Origin of the sequence: Paenibacillus agricola, from assembly GCF_011440305.1 — a bacterium.
In the GTDB taxonomy this organism is placed as follows: domain Bacteria; phylum Bacillota; class Bacilli; order Paenibacillales; family NBRC-103111; genus Paenibacillus_S; species Paenibacillus_S agricola.
The window spans coordinates 361,234-377,290 of the sequence record NZ_JAAOIW010000002.1 but is presented as its reverse complement, the minus strand read 5'-3'; the positions used below and the strand labels follow the sequence as shown (position 1 = coordinate 377,290).

The window sequence follows — 16,057 nt, the reverse complement described above, 5'->3', positions numbered from 1 at the left end:
CATAATGAGCAATAACGTTATGATAGAAAGGGCTTCTATATGTACAGTATCCATACGATCATAGGGGATCATTCGATTCGGTTTACGACTTGGTCGGAACAGGTCGTTAATTGGATAACGGGCACGTTTTATATGAATCAAGAAGAAGGTCATGCTAGGGAACAAGACACGGATCTGCTGGTTCATATTGATGAGCAAGCCCGTGAGCCGTTTCAAAGCTACGATGTCCGTGTCGTAGCAGACGACGACTTTGTATGCTACAAGCGTTCCGATTATACCGTTCGAGTCAATCGCACCCATACGAAAGCTTCTATTTATATGTTTGATGAATTTGCGCTCAAGCACGCTTTGCTGAATCTGTACAGCTCCTTTGTGATCTATCATGAATGGGGGTTACTGCTGCATGCATCCAGCTTGGAGGAGGGCAACCAAGCTTATGCATTTGCGGGGCGATCGGGAACAGGGAAATCGACTGTTGCCAAATTGTCGCAGCCGCGGCTTGTACTCTCTGACGAGGTGACGATTATTAGAGTGCGCAAACAGGAAATTACAGTATTTAATTCTCCATTTCGTAGCGAAATCAAGTCAACAGAGGAAAGAGCCAAGAGGCGTCTGGGAGGGATTTTCATATTACAGCCGTCACATCAGGTTCAGCGGTTATCCCTAAGGAAGCCGGATGGGATTCTGCAGGTGCTGAATCATTTATTTTATTGGCCGACGGATACAAGGGAGTCTAACAAGATCCTGGTCATGAGCAAAACGATTGCTGAGCAGGTTCCGATCGCCCAACTGAATTTCCAGCAAAACGACACGTTTTGGGAACATATTGTATGAGCACGTTATACAAAAGAAGTCCTTTGGCGCAAGCCGTGGAGTGCGAGGGAGAATGGGTGATTATCCAGGTGAAAAACGATACCATAACAAAGCTGAATGATACGGCAGGCTCGGTATGGTCTCTTTTGTACAAAAGCATGACAGTAAACCAGCTTATCCTATTCGCTGGCTTACAAAAAGATCCAGTGATGGAAGCGTCGGCAGCTGATGTGGAGGTGCTGCTGGAGCATTTAGTACAGATCGGGTTGGTTGAAAAATGGTGATCCAATAAATGATACAATATGTATTGTTTTTTGGTGTAAACGATGATACAATATGTATCATAAGAAAAAATAAAGTTTGGAGGACTTATATGGAATTCGATTTGAAGTTTTTTCTAAAGATTTTGCGTAAACGGGCCTGGCTTATTATGTTGGTGGTAGTGATTGCTTGCGGGGTAAGCTTTTACTTAAGCGAGTATGTGTTGAAGCCTACGTATGAAGCATCTACCAAGCTGATCGTCAACAAGATTGAGGAAAATAAGGGTCTGCCGGCACTCGATTATAATACGGTGAACTTGAACATCAAGCTGATCGATGTGTACAAGGAAATTGTCAAATCACCTGCTATTATGGACATCGTTGCGGCGCAGAACCCCACTCTTGGCTATACGTCAGAGCAATTAATTAAGAAGGTCAAGATCAGTGCAGTTCCACAAACACCGATTATGATGCTAACCTTCGAGGATGGAAGCCATGAGAATGCGGTTAAGCTGATTAATTCCATTGCCACTGTATTTCAAAGGCAAATCACAAGCATCATGAAGGTAGACAATGTAGTGATTCTGAATGAAGCCAAAATGATTGATAACCCAGAGGCCATCAGCCCGAAAGTGTATTTCAATGTGGTGGTTGCGATGGCAACATCGCTAATATTCATGATTAGCCTTGTTATTGTACTTGAATATTTCAATGATACTGTCAAATCTGAGGAAGACATATGGGCGCAGCTGGGAATCCCGACACTGACTGCTATCGCCAAAGTGAAGAGGAAAGATATGAAGGCAAGCCGTGCTGCTTATTCCAATAAAAAGGTAGGAGGTTCCACCCATGCATCCGTCCTCTAGGCAATATCCGCTGCTGATTCAATCGCTGCCGCAATCCTCGGTAGCCGAAGCATTCAAAACGCTGCGTACCAACATTAAGTTCTCGACCGATGGGGCTGAACCTAAGGTCGTGCTCGTCACCTCCGCAGAGAAGGGTGAAGGCAAATCGACGACAACAGCTAGCTTGGTGACCGCCTATGCGCTTGACAACAAGCGGGTGCTCGTTATTGATGCTGATTTGCGAAAACCAACGTTGCACCATTTTTTCGGGAAGTCGAACCGGCTAGGCTTATCGAACCTGCTGGCGCAGCAGTGCAGCTTAGAGGAGGCTTTATTGGATACCGGGATTCCTAATTTAACGATGATTGCTTCCGGTACGATTGCTTTACTTCCTACAGAAATACTCGGTTCGGATCGGATGAAGGATCTGCTGCAAAAGCTGGCCGAATCCTTCGATATGGTCATTATTGATTCGCCGCCGGTTCTCATGTTCTCCGATGCCCAGATATTGGCTGCACAATGTGATGGTGTTGTCATGGTTATCAATTGCGGCAGAGTTAAAGCCGGTATCGTCAAAAAAGCAAAAGAGCAGCTTGAATTCGTAGGTGCAAAAGTTTTGGGTGCGACTCTGAACAACGTAAAAAAGTACGATGAGGATTTTCACTACTATTATGGAGTGAAGTGATGAGCTACTCGAAGAAATTATCTTTATTTTTAATATTCGATCTAGTCATTGTATGGATTAGCATTTATTCCAGCTATTACTTCCGCTTCGATGAACGTATTCCGAGCTTTTATTTACAGCAATGCTTGACCTTATGCCTTGTTTCGACTGTCGTTTTCACGGCAAGTATGTTTTATTTCAAGCTTTACAATCGCATTTGGCAATACGCCAGCATCGGTGAAATGATCTCGATCACTAAAGCCACGATCTGGAGCTGCGTGATCTCCTTCATTCTGACTTGCTTAATCACGAACCGAATCGTACCGCTGCATGTATTCGTCCGAACCTTTGAAACGACGCTGCTGCTGCTTGGGGGTTTCCGTTTTGCCTGGCGCATTTATGCCGATAGCTACCGCAAGATTGTCCCAACGCAGCTGAAGGCGTTAATTATCGGAGCTGGCGGCGGCGGGTCAACCGTAGCCAAGAAGCTCAAGGGCAACAAGGATTCCAAGGTATATCCGGTAGCCTTCATTGATGATAATGCGCTTAAGCATAGGCAGGAGGTTTTCGGGCTTCCGGTACTGGGCAATCGCGACAAAATTGTCGAAGTGGTGGCGAAGCATGGAATTGATGAAATCATTATTGCTATGCCTTCGGTGTCCAAAAGAGAGATTAGCAAAATTATTGAAATTTGCAAAACAACCAGCGCGAGCTTAAAAATTATTCCACGTATCGATGACCTGATTACCGGGAAGCTGACCTATAACGAAATACGCAATGTAGAGGTAGAGGATTTATTGGGGCGTGACCCGGTAAAGCTGGACCTAGGAGGTATTGCCGGTTTTATAACAGGTAAAACGGTGCTGGTCACAGGTGCTGGCGGGTCCATTGGTTCGGAGCTATGCAGGCAAATTGCCAGGTTCGATCCTTTGACGCTACTGCTGTTAGGCCATGGCGAGAACAGTATTTATTCGATTGAAATGGAGCTAAGCCGCCGCTTCCCGACACTTAAGCTTGAAACCGTCATCGCCGATGTCCAGGATGAACGTAGGATTGATGAGGTGTTTCGGATGTATCGACCGGAGGTGGTGTTTCATGCTGCGGCACATAAGCATGTACCACTTATGGAACGCAACCCTTCGGAAGCGATTAAGAATAATGTATTCGGCACAAAAAATGTGGCGGACAGCGCGGATCGATATGGAGCCGGCAAGTTTGTGATGATCTCGACGGATAAAGCCGTGAACCCAACCAGCGTGATGGGGGCGACGAAGCGGATTGCCGAGATGTATGTCCAAAGCATGAACAGCAGCAGCACTACGAAGTTTGTTGCGGTGCGCTTTGGCAATGTGCTTGGCAGTAGAGGCAGCGTCATCCCACGCTTCAAGGAACAAATTGCGATGGGCGGACCTGTGACGGTGACAGATCCGAAGATGATTCGATATTTTATGACGATTCCTGAAGCCGCACAGCTTGTCCTGCAAGCCGGAATGTTCGCAGAAGGTGGAGAAATCTTCATTCTCGACATGGGCAAGCCCGTGCTTATTGTCGATTTGGCGAAGGACCTGATTCGTTTGTCAGGCTTTGAATCCGATGTCGACATCGATATTGTGTTCACCGGCATCCGTCCTGGCGAGAAGCTCTACGAGGAGCTATTAATGGAGGAGGAAGGCTTGGCTACAACGCAGCATAAGCGGATATTTATTGGCAAGCCTATAAATCTAAGCCGTGCCTCCCTTGAGCTTGCGATCAAGCAGCTGGAGAAATTAGTCGATGAGGATCCAACCATCATTCGCGACGGCTTAAAGCATTTAGTGCCTACCTTTCAAAACGAGCATGTTTCTTAAACCATTTAAAAGGAGCTTAAGCTAGTGATGATCCATTTTGCAATCGTTGGTTGCGGGCATATTGCCCATAAGCACGCAAAAGCTATGAAGCTTGCCCAAGATGCGCATTTGTACGCGGTCTGTGATACAAATCGTATCTCTCTTGATGATTTTATTGTAAAAACAGGGGCAATCGGGTACAGCGATTATAGTGCAATGCTCGATGATCCGAAGATTGATGTCATCAATATTTGTACGCCAAGCGGGCTGCATGAAAGGCTGGCTGTGCAGGCTGCTAATGCTGGTAAGCATATTATTGTAGAGAAGCCGGTCGCTTTAGATTTGGAATCGGCTGCCCGGATTCAGGAGGCTTGCCTGCGTAATGGTGTTAAGTGTGCGGTCGTGCATCCTAATCGGTTCCGTCCGGCCATCGTAGAATTAAAAAAAATGCTTGAGCAGGGTAAATTCGGGACGATCAGCCATGTAAACGCAACGGTGCGTTGGAACCGGAATCAGGCTTATTATGACCAAGCCTTGTGGCGTGGTACGAAAGCAATGGACGGCGGGGTGCTGATGAATCAAGCCATCCATAACCTAGACTTGCTGCTATGGCTAATGGGTCCTGTGAAGCATATCCAAGCCCTAACAACGACTAGGCTGCGCGATATTGAAGCCGAGGATGTGGCGGCTGCGTTGCTGGAGTTCGAAAGCGGAGTTGTTGGTATGGTCGAGGCAGCTTCAACCATATATCCAAAAAATTATGAGGAATCGCTCAGTATTTTTGGTGAAAAGGGAACGGCGGTTATTGGCGGGCCAACGGCAAGCTGGATTAAACATTGGGCGTTCGAGGATAGCGTCCAAGCTGACAACGAGCAGCTAATCCGCAGAATCGAAGCAGACCCACACGGCATTCCTGGGCATCAGCAGATCATCAGCGACATGATCGGCGCCATTAGGGAAGACCGGGAGCCGGTTGTCACCGTTGAGGATGGGCGGAATGCGCTGAAGCTGGTACTCGACATCTACGAGGCGGCAGACCGGAATGCAACGGCGCGGAGCTTCGTACAACCGGGTGCGGCTCACTGAAGCTAGCACAACCGATTGCACGCATTTAAATCACCGTACATTTATTCCAAAGGGAGAGATCGTTAATGAGCATGACCATACATGGTTTGAATGATTACACAAAGAGGGAGGTTCCCCTTCTTGATACCGTGGCGCAATATACATCCTTAAAGGAGGAGCTTCAACAAGCGATGAACCACGTGCTGGAGAGTGGCAGCTATATTATGGGCCCATCCGTGAAGCAGTTTGAAGAAGAGACTGCCAAATATTGTGGCGTCAAGCATGCTATTGGTGTAGCTAACGGAACCGATGCCCTGCTATTGACGCTGGATGCGCTTGGCATTGGCCCTGGGGATGAGGTGATCACATCCCCGTTCACCTTTTTCGCAAGTGCTGAGGTTATTTCGCAGGTGGGTGCCGTGCCGGTATTCATCGATATTGAAGCGGATACCTACAACATCAACATTGCGCTGCTCGAAGCCGCCATTACACCAAGGACGAAGGCGGTTATACCCGTGCATATTTTTGGGCAGCCGGTCCAAATGGACGAGCTGATGGAGCTGGCGCGGAAATATGAGCTGTATGTTATCGAGGATGCGTGCCAAGCTATGGGCTCAGCTTACCGACACCGGCCCATCGGCTCAATCGGAACAGCCGGATGCTTTTCCTTCTTTCCAACCAAAAACCTGGGCGGCTATGGCGACGGTGGAATGGTCATTACCAATGATGATGAATTGGCAGCCAAGCTGCGAATATTGCGGGTACACGGAAGTAATCCCAAGTATTACCACTCCATGATCGGCTATAACAGCCGGTTGGATTCGCTGCAAGCGGCTATGCTGAAGGTCAAGCTGCCTCATCTGGATGAATGGAACCGCAAGCGCCGGCAAAAAGCATTGGTGTACACCGCTGAATTAAGGAGAACCCCGCTGAAATTACCCATAGAATCGAAAGGCATGTATGTGATTTACCATTTATATATCATCCATACCGAACATCGGGATGCCTTATTGCAGCATTTGGCTGCGCATGGTATCGGCTCCGGGAGCTATTACCCCGTACCGCTGCATCGACAGCAAGTATATGAGCCGCTTGGCTATGGGGCTGGCAGCCTGCCAGTAGCGGAGCATGCGGCACTAGGAACGATGGCATTACCCTTGTATCCGGAAATGAGCGAAGAGGACCAGGCTTACGTGATTGCCGTCATCCACGATTTTTTTGAGAAAAGGGGAGAGCTACTATGAGCGCAATGACAGCAGCGACGTTAACGGGCAGTGCATTAGCTATTTCTTTGATGGCGGAGCAGCTTATTGCCAAATTTCATGCAAAAAAGGCTGTAGTGGGTGTTGTGGGCCTTGGTTATGTGGGCCTGCCCTTAGCCGTGGAGAAAGCGAAGGCAGGCTTTGAGGTCATCGGCTTTGACATTCAAGAGACCAAGGTGGATTTGGTTAATGAAGGGGTCAATTACATAGGCGATGTAGTGGATGAGGACTTACGCGTCATGGTGATGGAGGGCAGGCTCAAAGCAACCTCGGATTATTCCTTCATTAGCGAAGTGGACGCGGTGGCGATTTGTGTGCCAACCCCGCTCGATATTTATCAGCAGCCGGATACAAGCTTTGTCGAGCTATCGACAAGAGCCATCGCCAAATATCTGCGTCCCGGCATGCTGGTTATTTTGGAAAGCACGACTTATCCAGGCACAACCGAGCAATTAGTTAAGCCTACCTTGGAGGAGGTATCGGGATTAAAATGCGGGATTGATTTTTTCCTGGCCTACTCACCCGAACGTGTCGATCCCGGCAACAAAAGCTACAATACCAAAAACACGCCTAAGGTTGTAGGTGGCGTCACAGCTAATTGTACCCGGGTAGCCTCTACGATGTACCGGGCCGTGCTGGATGGCGAAGTCCATGAGGTAAGCAGCCCCGATGTAGCCGAGATGGAAAAAATATTCGAAAACACCTTTCGCAATATTAATATTGCATTGGCTAATGAGATGGCGATCCTTTGCAATCGGATGGGCATTAATGTGTGGGAAGTGATCGATGCGGCAAAAACCAAGCCTTATGGCTTTATGGCTTTTTACCCAGGACCTGGGCTTGGCGGGCATTGTATCCCGATTGACCCCTTTTACCTGACCTGGAAGGCACGGGAATTCAACTACCATACCCGCTTGATCGAGGTTGCTGGTGAGATCAATAACAGCATGCCGGAGTTTGTTGTAGAGCGGATCAGCCATATTCTCAATGAAGAAAAGAAGTCGCTGAAGGGTTCGAAGATTTTTTTGCTCGGTCTATCCTACAAAAAGGATATCGAGGACTACCGGGAATCCCCCGTGCTTAAAATTATTGAGGAGCTTGAAAAAAGAGGAGCGGTCATCATGTACAGTGACCCGCATATCAGTAAATGCAAGCATCAAGGACGGTTGTACACCTCCATCCCAGCGACCTCGGCGAATTTGAAAAAGGCCGATATTTCCGTTATCACCACGGATCATTCCAGCTTTAATTACGAGGTCATCCGCCGCAGTGCCTCGGTGCTGTTCGATACCCGAAATGCAATGAAGGGAATGGAGGTACTTGGCAAGTACTACCTGCTGTGAGTATGGAAGGGAAAAGCGTGGGCTTGAATGGAACAAGCGGGCAAGGCTTAGGCGTGAGTGAGATCAGTGGTGAGGGCGCAGGCTTAAACGAGATCATCAGGGAGAGTCGGGTTGCCAGAGGAAGAAGGCAAAGGGGGTCAGGCGAGAATAAGGCATTTTTGCATAATAGCTTTTTAACGGTGGCCCGGCAGCTCTCCGGTATCGCAATTGGCTTTGCGACAGCGGTGGTGACTGCCAGGTATTTAGGCACCGACGGGCAGGGCATATTCTCGCTGGCGATCCTGCTGCCTACGATGCTGATGCTGTTCCTGAACTTCGGCATCGAGGTTTCAACCGTTTACTACATCGGCCGCAAGGAGGAATCGCTAGGAACGATTTATAAGACGAATGTAATGGCCGCTTTGGTACTAAGTGTTGTATCCTTGCTCGTCGGGACGGTTATCATCTGGTTGGCTTCGGAGGCCTTCTTCGGAGCCACGCCCATCAGCCTGCTGTTCCTTTGCTTGTCGATGCTGCCTGTGCTGTTCTTGAATATATTTTTGCAAAGTATTTTTCAAGGCAAGCAGGACTTTAAGCGGCTGACCGGCGTCATTTTTTTAAGCCAGTCGCTGACGCTGCTGTTGATGTGCTTATTGGTCATCGTACTGGACTTAGGCATTATGGGAGCGCTCATTAGCACAGTGTCAGGGCATGTAACCACACTGCTTATTACGTGGTACCTGCTTAGAAGCAGCTATGGCTTACGGTTGAAGGGTAGCCATATTTCGGTGGCCTATCTGAAGAAAAGCATGGTGTATGGGATTCAAAACCATCTCAGCAACATCGCTACCTTTCTGAACTACAGAGCTGATTTAATGATGATTGCTTTATTCGTCAATTCGGCGGCGGTTGGGATTTACGCAATTTCGGTCAGTGTAGCGGAGCAGCTTTGGTTTTTGTCGAGAGCCGTGTCAATGGTATTGTTCCCCAAAATTTCTTCACTGAATAGTGAAGATGAACGTAATCGGCTAACCTCGGTTGTAGGGCGTTGCGTACTGGCATTATCGATTGTTGGCGGTCTTATTTTCTATTTCATGTCGGGCTGGTTCATTAACCTGATGTTTGGAGCGGATTATGCAGTGGGTGCGTTAGCGCTGCAGCTATTGCTTCCCGGCATTATCTTAGGCTCACTGGAACGGATTATTGCCAATGATCTTTCAGGCAGGGGAAAGCCGGGAATCGTCATGAAGGTGTCCTTTATTACGGTTTCTTGTAACCTGCTGCTGAATCTACTGCTGGTGCCCCGCTTCGGGATGATCGGTGCTTCCATCGCTACCTCGACTACTTATACGATCAGCTCAATTATTTATGTGGTTATTTTCAAAAGATTAACAGGCGTAGCTTACCTGAACTTTATCATCCTTCAGCCGGATGACTGGAAGCTGTTAGCCGGATATTTCAGAAGGAAGGTGAGGGCAGTAGGATGAAACGTCAAAACCCGCTTCAAGTATTGTGGCTAGCGCCGGCTTATCCATCGGTTAGCGATCCAATAGGAGGGATTTTTCATAAAACGGAGGTCAATGCTTTAGAACGGATGGGCGCTGAAATTCGTGTCATCGCTCCGGTGCCTTGGGTGCCACCGATGATGGATAGCTTCCGCGCCAAGTGGCAGCAATACAAGCATACACCTGAGCAATATATGGACGGTGGTGTCACGATTCATCGCCCGCGCTATTTGGCGATACCGAAGGCTAATCATTTGGCGATGCCGGACCATCTGCTGATCCGCAATAAAATACTGCGAATGGATCTCCCAAAGCCGGACCTGATCCATGCCCATTTCTCTTTTCCGCTCGGCCTAAGCGCCGTGCATCTAAGCCGCATATGGGGAGTGCCCAGCGTCCTGACGCTTCACGGCAGTGATGTGAATGTATATCCGGAAATTAACAGGATGACGTGCCGGCGCTTCTGTGCTGCCGTCACTGGCGCGACCTCGGTGCTTGCAGTGAGCCAAGCCTTGTCTGACCGGACGAAGGTGGTGAGCGGAGTGCGTCCGATTGTGAAGCCGGTGGGCATTAACCTGAAGGCTTACCGTTCCTTGCCAAGCAAAAGGGAAGCCAGGCTGCAGCTCGGTTTGCCGCAGGATGCGTTCCTGGTGCTGTATATAGGCTACTTGCTGGAGACGAAGGGCATTCGCGAGCTGCTAAAAGCACTCGAAGAACTTCATTCAGGAGACTCTTCGATCATGGGTGTCTTCGTTGGTGGGGGCGAGCTGGAGGATGAGGTCAAGCAGACGCCGCATATGGTAAGCGCAGGTGTTCAGCCCAATACGCGCATTCCCTTGTACTTGGCGGCAGCGGATCTGCTGGTGCTGCCCTCTTACCGCGAGGGCTTGCCAACCGTGCTGGTCGAGGCAGGGGCAGCGGGCACGCCAGTGATCGCCACAAATGTTGGCGGTATCCCCGAGCTGTTGGGCGAGGGGCGGGGCAGCATGATCCCGGCGAAGTCGGTGAAGGAGCTGAAGCAGGCGATCAAGGATGTGCGGATAAAAAGAACGGACGCCGCCGGTCGTGCCCAGCGATTGAAGGACTATGTCTTCGAGCATTACGATGCCGATTCCAATGCCGAGAAGCTGATTAGGCTATACGAGGGATTGGTGGCGAAGGTTCCACAGGCGGTGGAATAAGGACGGACGGAGCGCTATATTAACTTACAAAAAGGTGGATGGTATGAGAGCTATGAATAATCCAACAAGCACTACAGGTGCAGAAACCGTCGGTGTCAAGCTGCGGATTCCTTATGCATTACCGCTGATTGAGGACAGAGAAATCAAAGAGGTCATCGATACGCTTCAATCGAACTGGCTTAGTAGAGGACCCAAAACACTTGAATTCGAGCGAAAGTTTGCGGCCTCTGTAAACAGCCCGCATGCAATTGGCTTGAATTCCTGCACGGCCGGCCTGCATCTGGCTCTGTTGGCTTATGGTGTCGGTCCAGGCGATGAAGTCATTACAACGCCTTACACATTTATCGCAACCGTGAATACAATTATTCACTGCGGGGGCACTCCTGTTTTCGTCGATATCGATCCCATCACAATGAATATTAACGCCGACTTGCTGGAGCAGGCGGTCACCTCACGAACGAAAGCGATAATCCCCGTTCATTTTGCCGGTCTGCCTTGTGAAATGGACAAAATCCAGCAAATCGCCGAGCGTTATCAGTTGAAAATTATCGAGGACGCCGCCCACGCTGTACATACCGAATATAAGGGTCGAAAGATCGGCAGCATCGGCGATGTTACATGCTTCAGCTTCTACGCAACCAAAAATTTAACGACAGGCGAAGGCGGGATGGTGACGAGCAAGGATGAAGAAATTGCCGATCGCATTCGGGTGCTCAGTCTGCATGGTATGGACAAAAATGCATGGAATCGCTATTCGGAAAAAGGCTCTTGGTACTATGAAGTGCAGGAGCCCGGCTTCAAGTACAATATGACCGATATGCAGGCGGCTCTCGGCTTGGTTCAATTGGGCAAGCTTGCCTATATGCAGGAGCTGCGCGAGCTGTATGCCGCGATGTATAACTCGGCCTTTTCTCGCAATGAAGCCTTGATCCTTCCTGCTGATTCCAGTGAGCACCGCCACGCCTGGCATTTATACGTGATCCGCTTGAAGGAAGAGCTGCTGAATATTTCCCGTGCTGAAATGATTGAGCAGCTTCAGGAAGCAGGGATTGGCACCAGCGTCCATTTTATCCCGGTACCCCATCATCCTTATTACCGGAGGCTCGGCTTTGCGATGGAGGATTACCCGGAGACGAAGCGGGCATACGAAGCCGCCATTTCGCTGCCGCTGTATCCGGGCATGGCGGTGGAAGAAGTGAATTACGTGATTTTCCATGTGACCCGCTTACTTGCCGCCCACAGAAGGTAATGCCTTATGAAAAAAACCTATCTATTCACGAAGCGGTCGTTTGATCTTGTGTTCTCCCTGCTCGGCTTGCTGGCACTGCTGCCTGTCTTCCTCGTTGTGATCGGCTGGATTAAGCTGGATTCCCGAGGGCCTACTTTTTTTAAGCAGCAGCGTATCGGCAAAGGGCAGAAGCCCTTTACTATTCTTAAATTTCGCACGATGGTTGTGGGTGCGGAGAAATTGGGCAAGCAAATTACGGTTGGCCAAGATGCGCGAATTACGAAAAGCGGCCGCCTGCTGCGCAAGTACAAAATCGATGAACTGCCGCAACTAATTAACGTGCTTTGTGGACAAATGAGCTTTGTCGGCCCTAGGCCCGAGGTGCCCTATTACGTGAACTATTACAATGAGCAGCAAAAAGAGGTGCTTTCGATACGTCCTGGCATCACCGATTGGGCTTCTATTAAATATAGCGATGAGAACGCGCTGCTGAGCTCGGCGGAGCACCCAGAGCAGCTGTATATCGAACGGATTATGCCGGATAAGCTGAACATGAATTTGCTGTATTTGCAAAACGCTTCATTGAAAAAGGATGTAGAGATTATTGTGCAAACGCTGCATAAAATTATGTGAAAAAGGAGCTGGTTTCGCTTGTTGAATGTAAATGAACAGCCCTCAGTGGAGATGGGGAACAATGTCCAGATCCGAGATGGTGTAGTTTTCGGAGAGCAGGTCTGGATCGGCAGCAATGTCATTATTTACGAAGGTACCATCATTGGAAGCCGGGTCGTGATCCAAGATAATGCAGTCATTGGCAAACAGCCGGCCAGAGCCAAAAATTCCGTGATGCTGGATCGCCCGAAACAGCCCCCAGCAGAAATTGGCAATGGGAGCACAGTTGGCACTTCGGCCATCATCTACGCGGGAGCCAAGCTGGGCGAGGACGTGTTCGTCGCCGACCTGGCAACCATTCGCGAGCGTGTAACGGTTGGAGACAAAACGATTGTTGGGCGAGGCGCTTCTATCGAGAACGATTGCACCGTTGGCAGCAAGTGCAAGCTGGAGACGAACTGCTACATTACCGCTTATTCGAGCTTGGGCAATGATGTATTCGTAGCTCCTGGTGTAGTTACGAGCAATGACAACTACATGGGCCGGACACGAGAGCGGTTTGCAAACATGAAAGGCATTACGATGAAGGATGGCGCAAGAATTGGAGCCAATGCGACAACGCTTCCGGGTATTACGATTGAGGTAGATGGAGCTGTTGCTGCAGGTAGCGTCGTTACCAAGGATGTAGCGAGTGAGGAACTTGTGGTTGGTGTTCCGGCCAAATTCTTGCGCAAGGTACCGAAGTCACAGCTATTGAAATACCAGTAGCCATGACCGAGGAGCCAGCACCAGCAATGTTAGAACCAGTAATAGCAATGGAGAGATGGTTGTTATGATAAAAAGATGTATAGATCTACCTGTAGCACTTCTCGCGACCTTGCTTCTGCTGCCAGTGATCCTGGCTACGGCGATTGCAGTTCGATATAAACTGGGTGCCCCGATCCTGTTCAGGCAAGTACGGCCGGGCCGGGCGATGAAGCCCTTTACCATGCTGAAATTTCGTACGATGACTAATGAAGTAGATCATAAGGGCAGGCTGCTGCCGGATGAAGAACGGCTCACGCCCTTTGGCCTCATGCTGCGCAGGCTAAGCCTTGATGAGCTGCCGCAATTATTCAATGTCATTAAAGGCGATATGAGCTTAATCGGTCCGAGGCCCTTATTGATTCGTTACTTGCCTTATTTTACAGAGGAGGAAAAAAAGCGCTTTTTAATCCGTCCTGGAATTACAGGGCTTGCCCAAATTAGCGGCCGCAACCATGTCGGCTGGGGAGCGCGGTTTGCCTTGGATGTCAAATATGTGGAGGAGCATACCTTAGCGATGGATTTAGTCATTATGTGGAAAACAATAGCCAAGGTAGCAAGGCGCAAGGATGTGGCGGAGGCGCCAAGCCTGTCTATGCCGGATCTTGATGACGAACGTAAATTGTGGGGGCGGCAGGATGCGGATAGAGGATAAAGGATGCAGTTAGAGGATATGCGTGTAGAGGATATGCAGTTAGAGGATATATGAATAGGAGATATACGGATAGAAGATATGCCGATAGCGGATAAAAGGATGTGGTTATAGGGTATGTGGATAGCGGATAAAAGACTGCATGCAGAGGATGAGGAGAATGGCAAGCGTACCGGGGGCAAGTGGAAGCTGGTATTGTTCGGTAGCTTAGGTGTGGCAGTCGATTGCTTGCGGTGGTTATTGACCGAGGATAGCTTTGAGGTATTGGGTGTAGTCTGTACGCGGAAGCCAAGGTCGGCTTGGCGGCTGGAGCTCGATGATCCCGACATGCAGGAAGCCGCAATAGAGTGGGGCATCCCCTTGCTTACGATGGATGATGTGCTGAGCATGGAAGCGGATTTCGGACTCAGCGTAAGATTCCATGAGATTTTGCGTCCACAGCATCTGGCTCGTTTTCGGCTGGGTGTCGTTAACCTGCATGGAGCACCTTTACCGGATATGCGGGGCTCGATGTGTGACGCGGCCGCTATTGTAGAGGGGCGGAGTGAATTTGGGACGAGCCTGCATTGGATGGATAAGGGAGTCGACACAGGACCTATTCTGGCTGTGCGGAGATTCCCCATCGCCGAAGAGGACACGGTGTTCGAGCTATTCCAGCAAAGCAATGAGCTTGGATTGGAGCTGATCAAAGAGACTTTGGTTTATATAGCCACAGGTCGGCTGCGTGGCGTCCCCCAGCAGGAATATATGGACAAGCTCGGGATCACAGCCACTACCTATTATGCTGATCAGGTATTGAAGTATAAGCAATTGCCAGCGGGCCTTTCTAAGGAAGAAACGAGTAGGCGTATTCGTGCTTTTCAGTTTCCTGGCCATGAGCCTGTAAGAATAGGGAGGAAGAGTAACGGATGAGTATGTTCATACTAGGTGCTGAGCAAGCAGAGCAGTGGAATGCCTATTTACAGCAGGTGCCTCGCAGCGATATTTATTTCACGGCAGAATATTGCCGAATTTATGAGGAAAATGGGGATGGCCAAGCACAGTTATTTGTCTACCACCGTGGTGACCAATTTGTTTGCTACCCTTATTTGCTTCGCAATATTAGCGAGCTGCCGTTAATTGCAAGGCTAAACCTGAATGATAAGGTTTATGACATTTCAACGCCATATGGCTATGGGGGACCTTTAAGCAATGTGCTGGATTCCGTGGAAAGGGATTCCTTGTTTCGGGAGTTTGAGCTAGCCTTTCATGATTATTGCCAGGAAAAAAACATCGTCACGGAATTTGTCCGCTTTCATCCGATCTTGAATAATGAGCAGGATTACCGGGCTGTCGCTCCCAGCTTTGTGAGGAATACGATTTATATTAATCTGGACCATAGCGAGGAGGAACTGACCAAGCAATATTCCCGGGATAACCGCAATCGGATTCGCAGGGCTCATAAGGAAGGCCTCACGGTAGCTGAAGCGGATATTGCTGATTTGAGCCAGCTGCTCGATTTGTATTATTCCACGATGGATAAGAAGCAGGCACAAACGTATTTCTATTTCAGTGAGCAATTTTTTGCGAATACGGCGAAGTTTCTGGGAGACGATGTGGAGCTGGTTGAGGTGAAGTATGGCGACAAGGTGATAGCATCCGCCATGTTTATGCACAAAGGCGAATTTATGCATTATCACCTGATGGGCTCGAATAAGCAGTTTCTCCCCGCTGCACCTATAAATTTATTGATTCATTATGCAGCTTTGCGTGCTAAGGAACGTGGGTATCGGTATTTGCATTTGGGCGGCGGCTATACGGGTAACGATAATTTATTTCGCTTTAAACGGAGCTTCAATGAGCAGCAAATGGCTGACTTTTATGTAGGAAAGAAGATTCATTGTCCTTCCTTGTATGAAGCTATAACCCAGCATATAGAAATGCCAACGGCCGCACAGGATTTCTTTCCGGTTTATCGGCATCCGGAGCTACAGGTATTGCCATCCGTATTGATCAGCTCCTCCCAATCCTAGTAAAGA

General features: G+C 49.1%; 16 protein-coding genes. All 16 read left to right on the top strand.

Annotated elements, in window-relative coordinates; all coding sequences use genetic code 11:
* Positions 1-39: 39 nt before the first annotated feature.
* Positions 40-834, top strand: a complete 795-nt coding sequence (locus tag G9U52_RS06125) for a hypothetical protein (RefSeq protein ID WP_166147327.1) — start codon at positions 40-42, stop codon at positions 832-834.
* Positions 831-1,097: a PqqD family protein gene (locus tag G9U52_RS06120; RefSeq protein ID WP_166147325.1), complete on the top strand. Its 267-nt coding sequence runs from the start codon at positions 831-833 to the stop codon at positions 1,095-1,097. Before G9U52_RS06125 ends, G9U52_RS06120 begins: the two co-directional genes overlap by 4 nt.
* Positions 1,098-1,186: 89 nt before the next feature.
* Positions 1,187-1,939, top strand: a complete 753-nt coding sequence (locus tag G9U52_RS06115; protein WP_166147323.1) for a YveK family protein — start codon at positions 1,187-1,189, stop codon at positions 1,937-1,939.
* On the top strand, positions 1,923-2,603 hold the full coding sequence (locus tag G9U52_RS06110; protein WP_166147320.1) for a CpsD/CapB family tyrosine-protein kinase: 681 nt from the start codon (positions 1,923-1,925) through the stop codon (positions 2,601-2,603). The genes G9U52_RS06115 and G9U52_RS06110 overlap by 17 nt, the downstream gene beginning before the upstream one ends.
* The gene (locus G9U52_RS06105) at positions 2,603-4,429 is read left to right on the top strand and encodes a polysaccharide biosynthesis protein (protein WP_166147318.1); all 1,827 of its coding nucleotides are present in this window, start codon (positions 2,603-2,605) and stop codon (positions 4,427-4,429) included. The genes G9U52_RS06110 and G9U52_RS06105 overlap by 1 nt, the downstream gene beginning before the upstream one ends.
* Before the next feature lie 27 nt (positions 4,430-4,456).
* Complete coding sequence (locus G9U52_RS06100; RefSeq protein WP_166148177.1) at positions 4,457-5,494, top strand: Gfo/Idh/MocA family protein; 1,038 nt, start codon at positions 4,457-4,459, stop codon at positions 5,492-5,494.
* Between the two features lie 65 nt (positions 5,495-5,559).
* Positions 5,560-6,717 carry a DegT/DnrJ/EryC1/StrS family aminotransferase gene (locus G9U52_RS06095; protein WP_243767167.1) on the top strand — a complete coding sequence of 386 codons (1,158 nt, stop codon included), beginning with the start codon at positions 5,560-5,562 and terminating at the stop codon, positions 6,715-6,717.
* A gap of 5 nt (positions 6,718-6,722) precedes the next feature.
* Entirely contained in the window at positions 6,723-8,078 is a 1,356-nt protein-coding gene (locus G9U52_RS06090; RefSeq protein WP_375790236.1) for a nucleotide sugar dehydrogenase, read from the top strand.
* A 2-nt stretch (positions 8,079-8,080) separates the two neighbouring features.
* On the top strand, positions 8,081-9,544 hold the full coding sequence (locus G9U52_RS06085) for a flippase (RefSeq protein WP_207952820.1): 1,464 nt from the start codon (positions 8,081-8,083) through the stop codon (positions 9,542-9,544).
* Positions 9,541-10,743, top strand: a complete 1,203-nt coding sequence (locus tag G9U52_RS06080; protein ID WP_166147313.1) for a glycosyltransferase — start codon at positions 9,541-9,543, stop codon at positions 10,741-10,743. Before G9U52_RS06085 ends, G9U52_RS06080 begins: the two co-directional genes overlap by 4 nt.
* 52 nt (positions 10,744-10,795) lie before the next feature.
* A complete protein-coding gene (locus G9U52_RS06075) occupies positions 10,796-11,992 on the top strand; it encodes a DegT/DnrJ/EryC1/StrS family aminotransferase (protein ID WP_166148170.1) in 1,197 nt (398 codons plus the stop codon).
* Positions 11,993-11,998: 6 nt separating this feature from the next.
* Entirely contained in the window at positions 11,999-12,604 is a 606-nt protein-coding gene (locus G9U52_RS06070) for a sugar transferase (protein ID WP_166147310.1), read from the top strand.
* A gap of 18 nt (positions 12,605-12,622) precedes the next feature.
* Positions 12,623-13,351, top strand: coding sequence for an acyltransferase (locus G9U52_RS06065; RefSeq protein WP_311764811.1), 729 nt, complete (start codon positions 12,623-12,625; stop codon positions 13,349-13,351).
* A gap of 64 nt (positions 13,352-13,415) precedes the next feature.
* Entirely contained in the window at positions 13,416-14,042 is a 627-nt protein-coding gene (locus tag G9U52_RS06060; protein WP_166147308.1) for a sugar transferase, read from the top strand.
* 114 nt (positions 14,043-14,156) lie between these two features.
* The gene (locus tag G9U52_RS06055) at positions 14,157-14,951 is read left to right on the top strand and encodes a methionyl-tRNA formyltransferase (protein ID WP_166147306.1); all 795 of its coding nucleotides are present in this window, start codon (positions 14,157-14,159) and stop codon (positions 14,949-14,951) included.
* The gene (locus G9U52_RS06050) at positions 14,948-16,051 is read left to right on the top strand and encodes a lipid II:glycine glycyltransferase FemX (protein WP_166147304.1); all 1,104 of its coding nucleotides are present in this window, start codon (positions 14,948-14,950) and stop codon (positions 16,049-16,051) included. The genes G9U52_RS06055 and G9U52_RS06050 overlap by 4 nt, the downstream gene beginning before the upstream one ends.
* Positions 16,052-16,057 lie beyond the last annotated feature (6 nt).